Here is a 17,242-nt window from a genome sequence, read left to right as displayed (position 1 = left end):
CTCAGGACTTAAAAACGCCGCAATTTCAGACGCTGACGTGAGGTTTTGTCAGCGTCCGGTCAAGAAACATCCTATAAATCCTTCCAGTTGTTAACCTGTGATAATTATTTTCTCGCGGCGTCAGCGGACCATTCCCAAGCCGATCTCTCTTGCGTATAGTAGCAACGTTTAAAATGAGACCGGGATGTAGAGTGAGTACAACGCTGTTTCGCTGGCCGGTTCGTGTCTATTACGAAGACACCGATGCCGGTGGTGTGGTTTACCACGCCAGTTATCTTGCTTTCTATGAACGAGCACGTACCGAAATGTTGCGCCAGCACCATTTCAATCAGCAGGTCCTGTTGGAAGAGCAGGTGGCTTTTGTGGTACGACGCATGACGATCGATTTTGTTGCGGCTGCACGTCTGGACGATCTTTTGGAAATTCAAACAGAAGTGACCTCAATGACGCGTGCAACGATGACGTTCTCGCAGCGTATCGTGAATGCAGAAGGCAAAGTGCTAAATGAAGCAGAAGTCCTGATTGCCTGCATCAACCCACATCTAATGAAGCCAATTGCGCTTCCCAAGTCTATTGTCGCGGAGTTCAAGCAGTGACTGACATGAATGTTCTTGATTTGTTCCTGAAGGCGAGCTTTCTGGTCAAACTTATCATGTTGATTTTGATCGGCTTTTCTATTGCCTCATGGGCGATCATTATTCAGCGGACGCGCATTTTGAATGCGGCGGGGCGCGAAGCCGAAGCGTTTGAAGATAAGTTCTGGTCGGGTATCGAGCTGTCACGCCTGTATCAGGAAAGCCAGGGACGCCGCGATGAACTGAGCGGATCTGAGCAAATTTTCTATTCGGGTTTCAAAGAGTTTGCGCGTTTGCATCGTGCTAACAACCATGCGCCAGAAGCGGTTGTTGAGGGCGCGAGCCGTGCGATGCGCATCTCCTTCAATCGTGAACTGGAAACGCTGGAAACTCACATTCCTTTCCTTGGCACCGTTGGCTCCATCAGTCCGTATATCGGTCTGTTTGGTACGGTGTGGGGGATCATGCACGCCTTTATCGCCCTCGGTGCGGTAAAACAGGCCACGCTGCAGATGGTTGCACCGGGTATTGCCGAAGCGTTGATCGCGACCGCAATCGGTCTGTTTGCGGCCATTCCTGCCGTTATGGCGTACAACCGTCTGAACCAGCGCGTTAACAAGCTGGAACAGGGCTACGATAACTTCATGGAAGAGTTCACGGCTATCCTGCATCGTCAGGCTTTCTCCACCGACAACACGAAGTAAGTCGAGGTTTACGATGGCCAGAACCCGTGGTCGCGGTAAACGCGACCTTAAGTCGGAAATCAACATTGTTCCACTGCTGGACGTGCTGTTGGTGTTGCTGCTCATCTTTATGGCAACCGCGCCGATTATTACCCAGAGTGTGGAAGTGGATCTGCCGGATGCGACAGATTCAAAAACCGTCTCAACTGATGATAATCCACCGGTGATTGTTGAAGTGTCTGGTGTTGGCCAGTACAGCCTGGTGGTGGATCACGATCGTATGACGCAGTTGCCGCCGGAGCAGGTGGTGAGCGAAGCGCAGCGCCGGATTGAAGCCAATCCGAAAACGGTCTTCCTGATCGGCGGTGCGAAAGACGTCCCTTACGACGAAATCATCAAGGCGCTGAACCTGTTACATCAGGCAGGCGTGAAATCTGTCGGTTTGATGACGCAGCCGATTTAAAGCGAACCGTTTTTTGGGAACCGAGTGTGTCGAAGGCAACCGAGCAGAACGACAAGTTAAAGCGCGCGATAATCGTTTCGGTGATTCTGCACATCGTGCTGATCGCCCTACTGATTTGGAGCTCGTTTAACGAAAAAATCGAATCCAGCGGCGGTGGCGGTGGCAGTGATATTGACGCAGTGATGGTCGATTCCGGCGCCGTGGTTGAGCAGTATAACCGCCAGCAGAATCAGCAACGAGACAGTCAGCGCGCCGAGCAGCAGCGTCAGAAGCAGTCGCAGCAGCAGGCCGAAGAGTTACAGCAGAAACAAGCTGCCGAGCAGCAGCGCCTGAAAGAGATGGAAAAAGAGCGCTTGCAGGCCCAGCAGGAAGCCAAAGAGCAGGCGAAGCAGCAGGCCGAGCAGCAGAAAGCCGCTCAAGCCGCCGCTAAGCAAGCCCAGGAACAGCAGAAAACTGCTGAAGCCGCCGCAGCGAAAGCCAAGGCTGATGCCAAAGCGGAAGCTGATGCGCAGGCAAAAGCAGCGGCTGACGCCAAAGCCAAAGCGGTAGAAGAAGCCAAGCAAGCCGCGGCTGACGCGAAGAAGAAAGCAGAAGAGCAGGCGAAAGCCGCTGCCGCTGAAGCAGCGAAAGAGAAAGCGGCGCAGCAGGCAAAAGCGGCCGCAGAATCGAAAGCCAAAGCGGATGCTGAAGCCAAAGCGCAGGCTGCTGCCGATGCCAAGGCGAAAGCGGCTCAGGAAGCCAAAGAGGCTAAAGAGCAGGCGGCTGCTGAGGCGAAGGAAAAAGCCGCAGCAGAAGCCAAAGAGAAGGCTGCTGCCGAGGCGAAAGCCAAGGCCGATGCGGCTGCTAAGGCCAAAGCGGATGCAAAAGCGAAAGCGGCTGCGGATGCCAAAAAAGCCGCCGCTGAAGCTGCGAAGAACGAAAATGCGGTTGATGACCTGTTAGGTGGTTTGTCTTCTGGTAAGAATGCACCGAAAAGCGGCACCGCATCGGGTGGCGCTGCAGGGCAGGGCAATCAGAAGAAAGCGGGCGCGTCAGGCGCAGATATCAATAATTATCTGGGGCAAGTGGTCGGGGCGATTCAGAGCCGTTTCTACGATGCAGATTTGTACAAAGGTAAAGAGTGTAACCTGCGTATTAAACTGGCACCGGATGGTTTGCTGATTGACGTTAAATCGGAAGGTGGCGACCCCGCCTTGTGTCAAGCGGCAATTGCTGCCGCGAAGCAGGCGCGGATTCCGAAGCCGCCTTCGCAGGCGGTGTATGAAGTGTTTAAAAACGCACCGATGCGTTTCAAACCAGAATAATGCAGTAACGTACGGCAGGTTGAACTAAGGTTAGCTTGCCATACTCTATGAGTACTCGTGTTTTTCAGGAACTGTGCGAATTATCATGAACCTCTGGTTCAGGTAAGGGAGAAAAAATGAAGCAGGCACTTCGTGTAACCTTAGGTTTTTTTGTACTGCTGTGGGCAGCAATGCTTCATGCAGAAGTCCGTATTGAAATTACGCAGGGCGTTAACACCGCACGTCCTATTGGTGTGGTTCCGTTCCAGTGGGCTGGCCCAGGCGCGGCACCAGAAGACATCGGCGGGATCGTCTCTGCTGACTTACGTAACAGCGGTAAATTTAATCCGCTCGATCGTTCTCGTCTGCCACAACAGCCAGCCAGCGCGCAGGAAGTTCAACCTGCCGCATGGAGCGCATTGGGTATTGATGCGGTCGTAGTTGGTCAGGTAACGCCTAACGCTGACGGCAGCTATCAAGTTGCCTATCAGCTGGTGGACACCGGCGGCGCGCCAGGCACCGTGCTGGCGCAGAACTCTTATAAAGTGACTAAGCAGTGGCTGCGTTACGCAGCGCACACCGCCAGTGACGAAGTGTTCGAAAAGCTGACCGGCATCAAAGGCGCATTCCGTACCCGCATTGCCTATGTGGTGCAGACCAATGGCGGTCAGTTCCCGTATGAGTTGCGCGTGTCGGATTACGATGGCTACAACCAGTTTGTGGTTCACCGTTCACCGCAGCCATTAATGTCTCCGGCCTGGTCGCCAGATGGCAGCAAAGTGGCTTACGTGACCTTCGAAAGCGGCAAATCTGCGCTGGTGGTTCAGACGCTGTCTAACGGTGCAATCCGTCAGGTGGCTTCTTATCCGCGTCATAACGGTGCGCCAGCCTTCTCACCAGACGGTTCTAAACTGGCCTTCGCGCTGTCGAAAACCGGTAGCCTGAACCTGTATGTGATGGATCTGGCTTCTGGTCAGACGCGTCAGGTGACCGATGGTCGCTACAACAGCACTGAACCAACGTGGTTCCCGGACAGCCAGACACTGGCTTACACCTCGGATCAGGCCGGTGCGCCCCAGATTTATAAAGTTGGTATCAACGGCGGTGCGCCACAACGTATTACCTGGGAAGGTGCGCAAAACCAGGATGCGGATGTGTCAACCGACGGCAAAACTATGGTGATGATCAGCAGCGCCGGTGGCGCTCAGCACGTCGCCAAACAGGATCTGGTAACGGGAGCCGTTCAAACAATAACGGACACGTTCCTGGATGAAACGCCGAGTCTGGCGCCAAACGGCACAATGGTAATCTATAGCTCTACTCAGGGGATGGGTTCCGTGTTGCAATTGGTTTCAACCGACGGGCGTTTCAAAGCGCGTCTTCCGGCAACTGATGGACAGGTCAAATTCCCTGCCTGGTCGCCGTATCTGTGATGCATAGGTCCCCTGCACGGCGGGGGATTAAAATGTATGGCAAACAAAATAATAGGATAAAGAAATGCAACTGAACAAAGTGCTGAAGGGTTTGATGCTGGCTCTGCCGGTTATCGCAGTAGCTGCATGTAGCTCACACAAAAACAACAACAACGATCAGACTGGCATGGGCGCTAACGACGGTGCTTACGGTGCTGGTCAGAACGGCGGTAACATGTCTTCTGATGAGCAAGCGCGCCTGCAGATGCAGCAGCTGCAGCAGAACAACATCGTTTACTTCGGTCTGGACAAATATGACGTGGCTTCTGACTACGCTCAGATGCTGGATCAGCACGCTGCATTCCTGCGTGGCAACCCATCTTACAAAGTGACCATCGAAGGTCATGCGGATGAGCGCGGTACCCCAGAATACAACATCGCCCTGGGCGAGCGTCGTGCAAGCGCCGTCAAGATGTATCTGCAAGGCAAAGGCGTTTCTGCTGACCAGATGTCTATCGTTTCTTACGGTAAAGAAAAACCAGCTGTACTGGGTCATGACGAAGCGGCTTACGCTAAAAACCGTCGTGCCGTACTGGTTTACTAAGAAAATATCATGATGAGTAACTTCAGACTTCATCTGTTGAGTCTGTCGTTACTGGTTGGTTTAGCGGCTCCTTTGGGGGCCGCTAATGCCCAGGCGTCAATCAGTAGCGTTGGCTCAGGCTCGGTCGAAGACCGTGTCACCACTCTTGAACGTATCTCTAATGCCCAGGCTCAGCTTTTGCAGCAATTGCAGCAGCAGATGAGCGACAACCAAAGCGATATCGATTCGCTGCGCGGGCAAATCCAGCAAAACAGCTATCAGCTTAATCAGGTGATTGAGCGCCAGAAGCAGCTCTATCAGCAAATCGACAGCCTTAGCTCCGGCAGTAATGGTGCGCAGGCGAGCGGTGGTGCTGATGCCGCTGCAGCGGGCGCTGCGGCTTCTGCGGATAGCGGTAGCAGCGCCAGTTCGGCCGCGCCAGCGCAAACCGGCGATGCCAACACGGACTACAATGCTGCGGTTGCGCTGATTCTGGAGAAGAAGCAGTACGATCAGGCGATTACTGCCCTGCAGGCTTGGGTGAAGAAATATCCTGATTCTACCTATCAGCCGAATGCCAATTACTGGCTGGGTCAGCTGTATTACAACAAGGGTAAAAAAGACGATTCGGCCTATTACTTTGCCACTGTGGTAAAAAATTACGCGAAATCGCCTAAAGCCCCGGAAGCGCTGTTTAAGGTTGGTGTGATCATGCAGGAGAAGAACGACACGGCGAAAGCCAAGGCTGTCTTCCAGCAAGTGATCAAACAATTCCCAAATAGTGATTCTGCTAAGCAGGCGCAAAAACGCCTTGCCGGGTTGTAATTTGTGCCTAAAAGACCGGATTTCGTGTGATTTCTGGTCTTACAGCATGAAAGGTAAGCAATTGAGACATTTAGTGGAAAATAAGGGTTGCGCCCTCCCGCTAAATCAGTAATATATGCCGCCGTTGCCGGGACATATCTTAACAAGTATCGGCAGCACTGAAGATGGGTCGTTAGCTCAGTTGGTAGAGCAGTTGACTTTTAATCAATTGGTCGCAGGTTCGAATCCTGCACGACCCACCATCTCAACCCGTTGTAAGAGAGATGATTTCTTCAGTAAGCTTCACAACCTTGATGGGTCGTTAGCTCAGTTGGTAGAGCAGTTGACTTTTAATCAATTGGTCGCAGGTTCGAATCCTGCACGACCCACCATCAAGTAAAGGTTGTAAGCCCCACAGCGGGTCGTTAGCTCAGTTGGTAGAGCAGTTGACTTTTAATCAATTGGTCGCAGGTTCGAATCCTGCACGACCCACCAGTTATGTAGAAAGGCGCCCTAAAGGCGCCTTTTTGCTTTTCTACGCTAGGTGGATTTGCTTTGAGATGGTGCACCGGCCAGATAAGGCGGGGCGGATCGCGAAGAAACCTCACATCCCTGTGGATCGGCCTCGCAAGTCCTCGCCTCATCCATGAGGCTCGCCCGCAAGCGGGCAACGCTTCGCGTTGTGCAAAAACGCTCCCGGCGTTTTTGTCCATGGCTCGGACGCTTCGCTCCTCCTGCTCCCGCCTTTTCTGGCCCTTATGCTTTGTCGTTGCTTGAAATAATCACACGCATACTGAACGAAGACGAAAGGACCGGGCGGTGGAGTAAAGCTTCCGGCGCATGGATGCGCCGGCAGAGCCTACAGGGATGTATCCACGGCGACTTTACGGAACCGCCCGGTCCTTCCGGCTGGTTGGCAAGCTTTTAAGCTAAATCTATTTTTTAAACTTAACCGGCGTCAGACTTTTCCAGATATGCAGCACCGCATAGCTGCGCCACGGCCGCCAAACCTGCGATATCTGCTCCGCCACTTTGGCACTCACGCCGCCGAGATTATTACGAATCGCAATATCCTCTTTGGGAAACGCATCAGGCCAGCGCAGCGCGCGCATGGCGATATAACTTGCCGTCCACGGCCCAATGCCTTTTAGCGCCAGTAACTGCTGCTGAACCACGTCTGGATTCACCGCACCGTTAAAGCGTAATGCGCCGGAAGCACAGGCCTGCGCCAACGCCTGAATGGCATGTGAACGCGCACTGACGATTCCCAGGCTGGCAATATCATCGATGCTCGCCGCCGCTAGCGACTCCGCATTTGGCGGCAAACGCGAAAGTTCTGACCACGGCGTTACCAGCGGTTCACCAAAGCGCTGTGCCATTCGGCTGCTTAGCGTGGTTGCGGCTTTCACGGTAACCTGCTGCCCGAGTATCGCGCGCACACCCAACTCAAAGCCGTCAAACGCACCAGGAACGCGTAAGCCGGGAAAGCGCGATAAGCTCTCGGCTAAAAGCGGATCGTGGCTTAGATGCTCAGCTATGCGCTGTGGCTGCGCATCCAAATCAAATAGATCGCGCAGACGACGCAGCAAAGCGGGCAGCACTGGCGTCAGCGACGTTGTGAATTGCACCTTCAGCGACTGTTTACCCGCAACATGGCTCACGCGCACCCAGCCGCGACAGTTGCCCAGCGCCACGGTGCGGTGATACATGCCCTCGTTCACCCATTCCACTTCCTTCATCACGCGCTGTTGCAGGAAATCGAGCATCGCATCCCAATCGTAAGGCGGCCGATAACTCAGGCGCAGTTCGGCGCTCTCCTGCGTGGTTTTCACGGCGTCGGGTTGATTCTGCTTGCGCAGGCGGGAGGGCGTCATGCGATAGCGCGCCTGGAACACATCGTTAAAGCGCCTCAAACTGCGGAAGCCGCTGGCGTAAGCAATTTCCGTGACTGGCAAAGAGGTTTCTGTCAGAAGTTGCTTGGCTAGCAGCATACGACGTGTCTGACGCAGCTCTAAAGGCGATACGCCGAGCTCCTGCTGCACCACGCGACGCAATTGACGTTCACTGAGGGCAAACTCGCTAGCGATGTCTGCCAGCGTCTCCTGCTCTTCCAGCAAGCCCTCTTCGATGCGGCGAATTAAACGATCGGCAATGCGGTGATGGCTATCCACCGGCGCAGAGCCGGGCGCCAGTTCCGGACGGCAGCGTAAACACGGACGGAAGTGCGCTTTCTCGGCGGCCTCTGCGCTACTAAAAAACAGGCAGTTCTTCTGCATCGGCGCTTTCACCGGACAAATAGGGCGGCAATAGATGCCGGTGGATGTCACGCCAACAAAAAACAGCCCGTCGAAGCGGCTATCGCGCGACGTCAGCGCCTGGTACGCAATTTCAGCATCAAACATCATCGTCTCCGGCAAATAAACGGCATGGTCGCGCAAGCTGAACAGGAAAACTCGCTGCTTTCGGACAGCTAACCAGTTTATGCTGATGACCGAAAACAGCCAGTTTCCTGCGGCGGAAATGCGATAATCGCCAGCAGAGAATATGCCGGAGGTGCACCATGTATCATGCCAAAATCATCGCGACGCCCGTTGGCGAGCTCACGCTTGTTGCCACCGATAAAGGATTGTCGGCGATTCTGTGGGAAAACGAAGGGGCGCAGCGCGTGCCGCTGAAGCCGATCAGCCGTAACGATCAGCATCCGATTCTGTGTGAGGCCGAACGCCAGCTGCGCGAATATTTCGCCGGTGAGCGTCAGCAGTTTGATATGCCGTACGACACCGTCGGCACCGAGTTCCAGAAAAAAGTGTGGCAGGCACTGCTCACCATCCCGTTTGGTGAAACGCGCAGCTACCAGCAAATCGCCGAGCAGATCGGCAATCCGAAAGCGGTGCGCGCCGTGGGCGCAGCGAACGGTAAAAATCCGCTGTCGATTATGGCGCCGTGCCATCGCGTGATTGGCAGCAACGGCAAACTTACCGGTTTTGCAGGTGGGCTCACCGTTAAAGCCTTCCTGCTGGAGCTGGAAAGTCCGCAGAAAACGTTGAGCAGCGCATTGTTGCTGTAGAGCGCGCAAAAAAGAGACGACACTCTCGCGCAATTCCGCTATCGTGTTTAGCATATAAAACACGATAGCGGTTTTTATGCCGCATCATTGCCGTAACAGGCAATTTTGTTAAATTGAGAAAACGAGAGCCGTGTCATGAGCCTGATGTTCGATCCTGAAAGCGCGATCTATCCTTTCCCGCCGAAACCGGCACGTCTCAGCGACGATGAAAAAGCCCATTATAAAAACAAAATCAAACGCTTGCTGAAAGAACGCGATGCGGTGATGGTGGCGCATTACTACACCGATCCCGAAATTCAGGCGCTGGCGGAAGAGACCGGCGGCTGCGTATCGGACTCACTGGAAATGGCCCGTTTCGGCAGTACTCATCCCGCTAAAACCTTGCTGGTGGCGGGCGTGCGTTTTATGGGTGAAACCGCAAAAATCCTTAGCCCGGAAAAAACCGTGCTGATGCCCACCTTGCAGGCGGAATGCTCGCTCGATCTCGGTTGCCCAATTGAAGAATTTAACCGCTTCTGCGATCAGCATCCCGATCGCACGGTGGTGGTGTATGCCAACACCTCGGCGGCGGTTAAAGCGCGTGCGGATTGGGTCGTCACCTCGAGCATCGCGGTTGAGCTGATTGAGCATCTCGACAGCCTCGGCGAGAAAATCATCTGGGCACCGGATCGCCATCTCGGCCGCTACGTCACGCAAAAATCCGGCGCGGATGTGCTGTGCTGGCAGGGCGCCTGTATTGTGCATGACGAATTCAAAACACAGGCTTTGCAACGCATGAAGGCGCTCTATCCGCATGCGGCTGTGCTGGTGCATCCTGAATCACCGCAGGCGATTGTCGATCTGGCTGATGCGGTGGGATCCACCAGTCAGCTGATTCAGGCGGCGCAAAGTTTGCCGCATCCGCAGATGATCGTCGCCACCGATCGCGGCATCTTCTACAAAATGCAGCAGGCGGTGCCGAACAAAGAGTTGCTGGAAGCGCCCACCGCAGGCGAGGGCGCCACCTGCCGCAGCTGTGCGCACTGTCCTTGGATGGCGATGAACGGCCTGAAAGCGATTGCCGAAGGACTGGAGCGTGGCGGCAGCGCGCATGAGATCCATGTGGATAGCGCGTTGCGTGAGGCCGCGTTGCTACCGCTCAACCGCATGCTATCCTTTGCTGCAGATCTCAAACTTAAAATCAAAGGGAATGCATGACGGGCTCCCGTTACACAGGCACCTTATATGGACTTCTTTAGCACGCAAAATATTCTGGTTCACATTCCGCTCGGCGTTGGCGGCTACGATCTCTCATGGATCGAAGCCGTTGGCACCCTTGCGGGCCTGCTGTGCATCTGGCTCGCCAGTCTTGAGAAAATCATCAACTACTTTTTCGGGCTGATAAACGTCACGCTGTTCGCGGTGATTTTCTTCCAGATTCAGCTCTACGCCAGCTTGTTGCTGCAACTGTTCTTCTTCGTCGCCAACGTTTACGGCTGGTACGCGTGGAGTCGGCAAACCTCTAACAACGAAACGGAGCTGAGAATTCGCTGGCTGCCGCTGCCGAAAGCATTGGGCTGGGGCGCGGCGTGCGTGGTGGCGATTGCGCTGATGACGGTGTACATCGATCCGGTCTTTGCCTTCCTGACCAAAACAGCGGTCGGCATCATGCAAAGTCTGGGGCTCAACGTGGCGATGCCGCAACTGCAGCCTGACGCGTTCCCGTTCTGGGATTCGTGCATGATGGTGCTGTCGATTGTGGCGATGATTTTGATGACGCGTAAGTACGTTGAGAACTGGCTGCTTTGGGTGGTGATCAACGTTATCAGCGTGATGATCTTTGCGCGTCAGGGCGTATATGCCATGTCACTGGAGTACGCGATTCTGACGCTGATTGCGCTTAACGGTTCGCGCCTGTGGATGCAAAGCGCACGCGAACATGGCTCGCGCGCGCTGTCCCATCAGTGATGATGAGCGTGACCTTCCAGCGCAGCATGATCGTGGTGATCGTGCTGCGCGGCGCTATTATCTAAACACAACTCGCAGTCCGGCCCGCTGCACGGCTGATATTCCATCTGCACCGTGGCGTGGGCAATCTGATAGTGCTCATGCAAATAGTGGTGAATGCGCTTAAGCAGGCCGTCATGATCGTATGGCGGAATCACCTGCACATGCAGCGTCAGCACCGGTTTTTCACCCACTTGCCACAAATGAACGTGATGCACGTTACGTACTTCATCGATATTGCGCGTCAGCTCACGTGTCAGTTTATCCGCGTTGATATGGCCCGGCGCACCTTCCAGCAACTCATGCAGGCTCTCGCGCAATAGCGACCAGGCGCTACGTACCACCAGCAATGACACCAGCAGCGACAAAATCGGGTCGATTGGCGTCCAGCCGGTCAGCATGATGATCACCGCCGCGACAATCGCACCGACCGAACCCAGCAAATCGCCCAGCACATGCAATGCCGCCGCACGTACGTTGAGATTCTTCTCTTCGCTGCCGCGATGCAGCAGCCAGAACGACAGCAGATTGGCCAGCAAACCGGCAATGGCGATGCCGAGCATCAATCCGCCGGCAATCGGCTGGGGTTCATAGAAGCGACGCAGCGCTTCCCAGACAATCAGCACCGTAATCACCAATAGCGCAATGGCGTTGACGAACGCCGCTAAGGTGGTGAGACGCAGCAAGCCGAAGGTATGGCGCGCGTTAGGCTTGCGCTGAGCAAACTGCACCGCGAGTAACGCCATCAGCAGCGCGGCGGCATCGGTCAACATATGTCCGGCATCGGCCAGCAGCGCCAGCGAGCCAGAAACCAGCCCGCCGATCACTTCGGCCACCATAAACAGCGCCGTTACGCCAAACGCCGCGGCCAGTCGTTTGTGGTTGCCGTTAGCGGTCCCGTGAGAATGCGTGTGTGCCATAATTATCCAGTTGTTTAAGTAACCTGTTTGTTAATGATATCAGTAAATTGAGATCATCAAGCGGCAACTGCTGCTGTTTAACCTGCTCAATCAACTGCTGACAGCGCTCGGCTACCTCATCAATGCCCAGCATCAACCAGCTGCCCTTCATGCGGTGTGCAGCCTGTTCCAGCGCCGTCCAATTTTGTGTATCGCGCGCGTTCAACAGCAAATCCCGATCCTGTTGCAGCGTGCGCTGCAAGGTTTGACAGATGCGCGGAATAAATGCCTGATTATCCTGCGCCAGAATCAGTAAGCTGTTTGGCAAGACATCCAATGGATCTTTTACTGCGCGCGCCAGCAGCGGTGCCAGATGATCGAGTTCAATGGGTTTGAGCAGCAGAGCTTCGTCATCCAGCAAGGCGATTTTCAGCAACTGAACATCTGCAGAGCAGAGCACGCGCAGCGAGGTGCTGCCGCGCTGGCGCTGACGACGGCGCAGAATACGCAGCAGCGTTAAACCATCCGGGCGCGGCATCATCTGGTCGATAAACAGAATATCGAAGGCGCGCTGAGCATCGGCGCGCAGCAGCGCTCGGCCCTCTTCAAATACCTGCGCCTCAACGCCAAACATCGCCAGCTGCTGCTGCATCACCAAAAGATTGGTCGGGTGATCGTCCACAATCGCCACGCGCAGCTGCGGGTAAACAGGCCAGCTGGCTGTGCGCTCGGTTAACGGCTCTTCGCTCACCACTAATGGCAACTGCACGCTGACCGTGGTGCCGCTGCCCGGTGCTGAAGTGAGCGTTAGCGTACCGCCCATTCGTTGCACAATCTCGCGACAGATAAACAAACCTAAGCCGCTGCCTTGCACCGCATGGCTTTTGCCGGACGGCGCCTGATACCACGGCTCAAACAGTTTTGCCTGCTCGTTAAGCGGGATGCCGCTTCCGGTGTCGGTGACCGTAAGCTGGATGTGCTCACTGACCGCCAGCGACAGGCGCACTTCGCCTTCGCGGGTAAACTTAAGGGCGTTGGCCACCAGATTATTCACTACCTGCTGCAGGCGATCGCCATCCAGCAACACGCTGGCAGGCAGCGGCGTCAGGGCTTCGGCAATCAGGTTCGGCCCGGCATCGCGCATTAAGGGATGATAAAACTGCTGCTGTTGCTGCAGCCAGAGCGTCAGATTGAGCGGACGCGGCGCCAGACGGAAGCTCTGGCTCTCAATACGCGCGTGATCCTGCAAGTCGTTCAATAGCGCCATCAGCGACCGCGCGCTGCTGTGCATCAGCGCCAGCCGTTCACTCGGATGCTGCTGCTGTTCCAGCTCCAGCAAACCGAGTATCGCCTGCATCGGCGTGCGCAGTTCGTGGCTGGCAGTGGCAAGAAACTGGCTTTTGGCGGCATTGGCGCGTTCGGCCTGCTCACGCTGCAATCGGTCACGGCGCTGCTGCCAGTAACGACGCGTCAGCAAGCCCAACAGCAACAGAATAATTACGCCTGCCGCAAGCAAAATCATCAGCGGAATATTGCGCATCGCCATCGTCGTGCCGGGCTGCGGCGGCTGTGACCAGCTGACGCGCATCTGGTTGAGCGTATCAGGCGGGATTTGCTGCAATGCATGGTCGAGCAGGGCGCGCAGCTCAGGCTGTTCAGCACTGACCTGCGGCGCCAGCGGCCAGGCGATATCGCTGGCAGCAAACGCCAGATGCACACGATTATCTTCGTGACTCGCCATACGCCAGCGGGCAGAAAGCACGTTATCTACCAGCGCATCGATCTGACCGTTATTCAGCGCTTGCCACAGCTGCGTCCGATCGTCGAACGGCTGCGGCGTAATACCTGACGGCAGCAAACGTATGGCGAGATCGTCGCGTAATACGCCCACGCGCTGGCCTTGTAACGATTGCCAGTTCATTGGCTGATGCGTGGCTAGCGTGTAAATGCCCCAAATGGCGCGCCATACCGGCAAAGTATTGCTGCCGGGATCGTCGCCATACAGCGGCTGCAACAGGTTGAGCATCACCTGCTGTTGCTGCAGTAGCGTGGCGGCCTGCTGCGGATTGTTGACCCAGCGCGGGGTAAAACGCAGGCCGGTACTTTGGCTAAGCGCGTTCAGCATGTCGATGCCGAAGCCGCGCGCGTTGCCGCTGCTGTCGCGATAGCTCCAGGGCGCGTTATCCGCTTCAACCGCATACGGAATCTCAGTATGTTGCGCCAGCCACTGTTTTTCGCTGGCCGACAGCATCAGGGTTTGCGTGTCCTGATAACGCAGCAGCGGCGGGCTCCAGCGCTGCTGGACGCGACTGCTGAACTCGGCGGGCAGCAGACGCAGCTGGCTGTTAAGCCAGTGGATCAGCGCGGCATTGCGCGTCATTGCGCGTAGCGTTAATTCGCCCGCGCCAGGATCGGCAGTGATTTGGTAAATTTGTCCTTGCTGCAGCTGGCCCAGCAAGAAACCGGCGCTGGCTTCATCGGCGACCAGATAATCGCTTTGCTGATTGAGCAGCGCATACAGCGCCTGCAGATCGCCCGGCAAGGTGTGCCAGCGATGCTGCTGCACAAATTCAGTGGGCAACTGCGCCAGCGTAGCTTCGGCAATGGTGAGCTGCGCGGTTTCGCTATTGAACATCACCGCGCGCTGATTATCCCGGTTACGATAAATGCGAATCGGGCTGCTGTACCAGCTGTCGCTGAGCAGCACATCGGATGGGAGCTGGGCATGTTGATTACTCAACACCAAATCCACCTCGCCGCGCTGCAAGGCTGCCAGTTGCTGCGCGCGATCGGCATAGCTTTGCAGCGTGAAATGCGTACCGGTCAACTGGCTTAGGGCGCTGAGATAGTCGGCGTCGATGCCCCAGAGGTGATCGCCAATGCGCATCGCCCAGGGTGCGCTGTTTTGTGCCGGCACCGCGACGCGCAACGTTGCGCCAGGCCACGGCTCGGCGTGTGGGGCTGGCATCATCGCAGGTAACATCACGCTGCTGGCGGGTTGCAGATCGGCTTTCGCCATCACACTCAGCAGCAGCGTACACAGCAGCAAACAGATCCTCACTGCTGCGCTTTCCACAGCTCAGCCAGCTCAACCACCGACTGTACGCCGGTTTTCTCCAGGATGTTCTTCTTGTGGGTGCTAACGGTTTTATTGCTGATATGCAGCTGTTCGCCAATCTGCAGATTCGAGAGGCCGCGCACCAGCAACGCTACAATCTGCTGCTCTTTCTCGGTTAACGGCAGTTCGATACGTTCCGGCAGCGGCGGAAAAGCCTGCTGGCCGCCTAGCACCGCCAGAATCGCGCTCAGCAGTTGCGCCATGCTTTGGCTTTTCACCACGTAACCAGCAGCGCCAAGCGACACGGCGCTGAGCAGCGTGTGGCGGCTCTGCTGCGCGGAATAGATCAACACCGGGCAGTGCTGATTACGCATGCGCAACCGGCGCAGCAGTTCGAGTCCGTCGCAATCGGGTAAACCGATATCCAGCACAATTAAATCGATGGGATGTTGTTGAAGCAGTTGGCGCGCCTGCGCTTCGTCGCCAGCGGCGTGAATGTTCAACGTGATAGGAGCGTTAACGCAAGCCGCTTCCAGTGCGACGGCAACTAACGGGTGATCATCAATAAGCAGCAATGAAGCCATGAAATAGTTCCTGTGAATTTCATTGCTTCAGCATAGCGGAAAAGGGCGGGGGGCAAAATAAAAGGGAGAGCCGAAGCTCTCCCTTGATCAAACAGAAGGAAACTTATTGCGAAGTACCGTCTGTTTTATGTTTCACGTGGCCGCCACCCTCTTTAGTGTCGACTTTTTTATTCATGTCCGGGCATTTGCCGTCTTTGCACATGCTGTTTTTGTGCACCTGGTTGGCTGACATATTGCTTGAGTCAGTGCCTGACGTTGCTGCGCTGTTGGTATTGGTGCTACCGCTGTTAATTTTGCTGTTATCAACATTATTAGGTGGCAGATTTTGTTTTGCACCGCCAGCTGCTGCACCGGCTTCAGCTGAAGCGTTGGCCGCACCATTGTTGTTATCCGCAGCCATTACAGCACCGCTACCCATGGTCATCGCTGCTGTCAGAAAGATCATTGCAAACTTATTCATCATTATGCTCCAGTAATTAATGGATAGTTGCCGTCTAACACCCGCTGGTGTTGAGTGACGAAAATAGCGTGCCGCGATGGAATAAAATCCACCTTATACGCTTCACTTAAAAATTTAATTTTGCAAACACATCATTCCTTAGTGCTTACATTTAAAAAGCTTAGTGCATGGATATATAAATGCAAATTTGAGATGTACATTTTAAGCGCGGTGCGTAATTTACACCCACCGCGTGAAGGGCTAAAGTGGGCGGGTTGCGCCCGACGGACGTTGGGCCAGAAATTTGAATGGAATTGTGTATGGATTACCAGAACGATGATTTACGCATCAGAGAGATCAAAGAGTTACTGCCTCCTGTTGCTTTGCTTGAAAAATTCCCCGCCACCGATAAAGCGGCTGCAACCGTAGCGCAGTCACGTCAGGCGATTCACCGCATTCTTCATGGCGAAGACGATCGTCTGCTGGTGGTGATCGGTCCGTGCTCAATTCACGATACCCAGGCTGCGCAAGAGTATGCGACGCGCCTGCTGGCACTGCGTGATGAGCTGAAAGACGATCTCGAAGTGGTGATGCGCGTTTACTTTGAAAAACCGCGCACCACGGTGGGCTGGAAAGGGCTGATCAACGATCCGTTTATGGATGGCAGCTTCCAGATCAACGACGGCCTGCGCCTGGCGCGCAAGCTGCTGGTGGATATCAACGATATCGGGTTGCCAGCCGCCGGTGAGTTCCTCGATATGATCACGCCACAATATATGGCCGATCTGATGAGCTGGGGCGCGATTGGTGCACGTACCACCGAATCGCAGGTGCATCGCGAACTCTCTTCCGGCCTCTCTTGCCCGGTGGGCTTCAAAAACGGTACCGACGGCACCATCAAAGTGGCGATTGACGCCATCGGTGCGGCCAGCGCGCCACACTGCTTCCTGTCAGTCACCAAATATGGTCACTCGGCGATTGTCGAAACCAGCGGTAACGAAGACTGCCACATCATCCTGCGCGGCGGCAAAGAGCCGAACTACAGCGCCGAACACGTGGCGGCCGTGAAAACCGGTCTGGAGAAAGCAGGCTTGCGTCCGCAAGTGATGATCGACTTCAGCCATGCTAATAGCAGCAAGCAGTTCCAGCGTCAGATGGTGGTTGCCGACGACGTGGCACAGCAAATTGCCGGTGGTGAGCAGGCGATTACTGGCGTGATGATTGAGAGTCATCTGGTGGAAGGTAATCAGAGCCTCGAAAGCGGCAAACCGCTGGTGTACGGCCAGAGCGTGACCGATGCCTGTATCGGCTGGGAAGACACCGAGAAGGCGTTGCGTCAGCTGGCTCAGGCGGTCAAACAGCGCCGCAGCTAAGCCATTCGGCAATAAAAAAGGCCAGACTTGCGT

General features: G+C 55.3%; 16 protein-coding genes and 3 tRNA genes. 14 read left to right on the top strand and 5 right to left on the bottom strand.

Features of this window, described 5'->3' with window-relative positions:
- Positions 1–191 precede the first annotated feature (191 nt).
- From ybgC to Q3H59_RS14275, 10 genes are all read left to right on the top strand, one after another.
- Complete coding sequence (gene ybgC / locus Q3H59_RS14320; protein ID WP_008107385.1) at positions 192–596, top strand: tol-pal system-associated acyl-CoA thioesterase; 405 nt, start codon at positions 192–194, stop codon at positions 594–596.
- Positions 593–1,279 (top strand): Tol-Pal system protein TolQ, encoded by a 687-nt coding sequence (gene tolQ, locus Q3H59_RS14315; RefSeq protein WP_309835482.1) that lies wholly within the window; start codon positions 593–595, stop codon positions 1,277–1,279. Before ybgC ends, tolQ begins: the two co-directional genes overlap by 4 nt.
- Positions 1,280–1,292: 13 nt before the next feature.
- The gene (gene tolR / locus Q3H59_RS14310; protein ID WP_008107389.1) at positions 1,293–1,721 is read left to right on the top strand and encodes a colicin uptake protein TolR; all 429 of its coding nucleotides are present in this window, start codon (positions 1,293–1,295) and stop codon (positions 1,719–1,721) included.
- A gap of 26 nt (positions 1,722–1,747) precedes the next feature.
- Positions 1,748–3,025, top strand: coding sequence for a cell envelope integrity protein TolA (gene tolA, locus Q3H59_RS14305; protein ID WP_309835479.1), 1,278 nt, complete (start codon positions 1,748–1,750; stop codon positions 3,023–3,025).
- A gap of 116 nt (positions 3,026–3,141) precedes the next feature.
- Positions 3,142–4,437: a Tol-Pal system beta propeller repeat protein TolB gene (gene tolB / locus Q3H59_RS14300; protein WP_101763208.1), complete on the top strand. Its 1,296-nt coding sequence runs from the start codon at positions 3,142–3,144 to the stop codon at positions 4,435–4,437.
- A 64-nt stretch (positions 4,438–4,501) separates the two neighbouring features.
- Complete coding sequence (gene pal, locus Q3H59_RS14295; RefSeq protein ID WP_101763207.1) at positions 4,502–5,020, top strand: peptidoglycan-associated lipoprotein Pal; 519 nt, start codon at positions 4,502–4,504, stop codon at positions 5,018–5,020.
- A gap of 9 nt (positions 5,021–5,029) precedes the next feature.
- Positions 5,030–5,824 carry a cell division protein CpoB gene (gene cpoB / locus Q3H59_RS14290; protein ID WP_101763206.1) on the top strand — a complete coding sequence of 265 codons (795 nt, stop codon included), beginning with the start codon at positions 5,030–5,032 and terminating at the stop codon, positions 5,822–5,824.
- Positions 5,825–5,990: 166 nt separating this feature from the next.
- Positions 5,991–6,066, top strand: a tRNA-Lys gene (locus Q3H59_RS14285).
- Between the two features lie 53 nt (positions 6,067–6,119).
- Positions 6,120–6,195 (top strand) — tRNA-Lys (locus tag Q3H59_RS14280).
- A gap of 27 nt (positions 6,196–6,222) precedes the next feature.
- A tRNA-Lys gene (locus Q3H59_RS14275) sits at positions 6,223–6,298 on the top strand.
- Between the two features lie 440 nt (positions 6,299–6,738).
- Here the strand turns inward: Q3H59_RS14275 and Q3H59_RS14270 are convergent.
- Positions 6,739–8,205 carry an AlkA N-terminal domain-containing protein gene (locus Q3H59_RS14270; RefSeq protein WP_309836714.1) on the bottom strand — a complete coding sequence of 489 codons (1,467 nt, stop codon included), beginning with the start codon at positions 8,203–8,205 and terminating at the stop codon, positions 6,739–6,741.
- Positions 8,206–8,363: 158 nt separating this feature from the next.
- Here Q3H59_RS14270 and Q3H59_RS14265 point away from each other — a divergent pair, with 158 nt between their 5' ends.
- From Q3H59_RS14265 to pnuC, 3 genes are all read left to right on the top strand, one after another.
- A complete protein-coding gene (locus Q3H59_RS14265) occupies positions 8,364–8,870 on the top strand; it encodes a methylated-DNA--[protein]-cysteine S-methyltransferase (RefSeq protein ID WP_110865747.1) in 507 nt (168 codons plus the stop codon).
- Positions 8,871–9,005: 135 nt separating this feature from the next.
- Complete coding sequence (gene nadA, locus Q3H59_RS14260; protein WP_101763203.1) at positions 9,006–10,067, top strand: quinolinate synthase NadA; 1,062 nt, start codon at positions 9,006–9,008, stop codon at positions 10,065–10,067.
- A 27-nt stretch (positions 10,068–10,094) separates the two neighbouring features.
- Positions 10,095–10,817, top strand: coding sequence for a nicotinamide riboside transporter PnuC (gene pnuC, locus Q3H59_RS14255; RefSeq protein WP_110865748.1), 723 nt, complete (start codon positions 10,095–10,097; stop codon positions 10,815–10,817).
- Here pnuC and zitB read toward each other — a convergent pair.
- The 4 genes from zitB to Q3H59_RS14235 all read right to left on the bottom strand — a co-directional run bounded on the left by zitB (position 10,811) and on the right by Q3H59_RS14235 (position 15,857).
- Positions 10,811–11,776 carry a CDF family zinc transporter ZitB gene (zitB, locus tag Q3H59_RS14250; protein ID WP_309835473.1) on the bottom strand — a complete coding sequence of 322 codons (966 nt, stop codon included), beginning with the start codon at positions 11,774–11,776 and terminating at the stop codon, positions 10,811–10,813. The genes pnuC and zitB overlap by 7 nt on opposite strands.
- Positions 11,745–14,831, bottom strand: coding sequence for an ATP-binding protein (locus tag Q3H59_RS14245; protein WP_309835472.1), 3,087 nt, complete (start codon positions 14,829–14,831; stop codon positions 11,745–11,747). Before Q3H59_RS14245 ends, zitB begins: the two co-directional genes overlap by 32 nt.
- Entirely contained in the window at positions 14,813–15,397 is a 585-nt protein-coding gene (locus Q3H59_RS14240) for a response regulator transcription factor (protein WP_110865750.1), read from the bottom strand. The genes Q3H59_RS14245 and Q3H59_RS14240 overlap by 19 nt, the downstream gene beginning before the upstream one ends.
- Positions 15,398–15,500: 103 nt before the next feature.
- The gene (locus Q3H59_RS14235) at positions 15,501–15,857 is read right to left on the bottom strand and encodes a YbgS-like family protein (protein WP_192236776.1); all 357 of its coding nucleotides are present in this window, start codon (positions 15,855–15,857) and stop codon (positions 15,501–15,503) included.
- Positions 15,858–16,156: 299 nt separating this feature from the next.
- On the opposite strand from Q3H59_RS14235, the gene aroG reads away from it, so the two are divergent.
- Entirely contained in the window at positions 16,157–17,209 is a 1,053-nt protein-coding gene (gene aroG, locus Q3H59_RS14230) for a 3-deoxy-7-phosphoheptulonate synthase AroG (RefSeq protein WP_110865751.1), read from the top strand.
- The last annotated feature ends 33 nt before the right edge of the window (positions 17,210–17,242 follow it).

The sequence above is a fragment of the Pantoea sp. SORGH_AS_0659 genome, assembly GCF_031453915.1.
GTDB classification, from domain to species: Bacteria; Pseudomonadota; Gammaproteobacteria; order Enterobacterales; family Enterobacteriaceae; genus Pantoea; species Pantoea leporis.
The sequence above is the reverse complement of the archived record's forward strand: the minus strand, read 5'-3'. Positions and strand labels throughout refer to the sequence as shown.

Excerpts from the sequence above, each read along its gene's own strand:
- tolR (WP_008107389.1), top strand. The coding sequence starts at position 1,293 with ATGGCCAGAACCCGTGGTCGCGGTAAACGCGACCTTAAGTCGGAAATC.
- Q3H59_RS14270 (WP_309836714.1), bottom strand. The coding sequence starts at position 8,205 with ATGTTTGATGCTGAAATTGCGTACCAGGCGCTGACGTCGCGCGATAGC.
- aroG (WP_110865751.1), top strand. The coding sequence starts at position 16,157 with ATGGATTACCAGAACGATGATTTACGCATCAGAGAGATCAAAGAGTTA.
- Q3H59_RS14240 (WP_110865750.1), bottom strand. The coding sequence starts at position 15,397 with ATGGCTTCATTGCTGCTTATTGATGATCACCCGTTAGTTGCCGTCGCA.
- zitB (WP_309835473.1), bottom strand. The coding sequence starts at position 11,776 with ATGGCACACACGCATTCTCACGGGACCGCTAACGGCAACCACAAACGA.
- nadA (WP_101763203.1), top strand. The coding sequence starts at position 9,006 with ATGAGCCTGATGTTCGATCCTGAAAGCGCGATCTATCCTTTCCCGCCG.
- Q3H59_RS14235 (WP_192236776.1), bottom strand. The coding sequence starts at position 15,857 with ATGAATAAGTTTGCAATGATCTTTCTGACAGCAGCGATGACCATGGGT.
- pnuC (WP_110865748.1), top strand. The coding sequence starts at position 10,095 with ATGGACTTCTTTAGCACGCAAAATATTCTGGTTCACATTCCGCTCGGC.
- cpoB (WP_101763206.1), top strand. The coding sequence starts at position 5,030 with ATGATGAGTAACTTCAGACTTCATCTGTTGAGTCTGTCGTTACTGGTT.
- tolB (WP_101763208.1), top strand. The coding sequence starts at position 3,142 with ATGAAGCAGGCACTTCGTGTAACCTTAGGTTTTTTTGTACTGCTGTGG.
- pal (WP_101763207.1), top strand. The coding sequence starts at position 4,502 with ATGCAACTGAACAAAGTGCTGAAGGGTTTGATGCTGGCTCTGCCGGTT.
- Q3H59_RS14265 (WP_110865747.1), top strand. The coding sequence starts at position 8,364 with ATGTATCATGCCAAAATCATCGCGACGCCCGTTGGCGAGCTCACGCTT.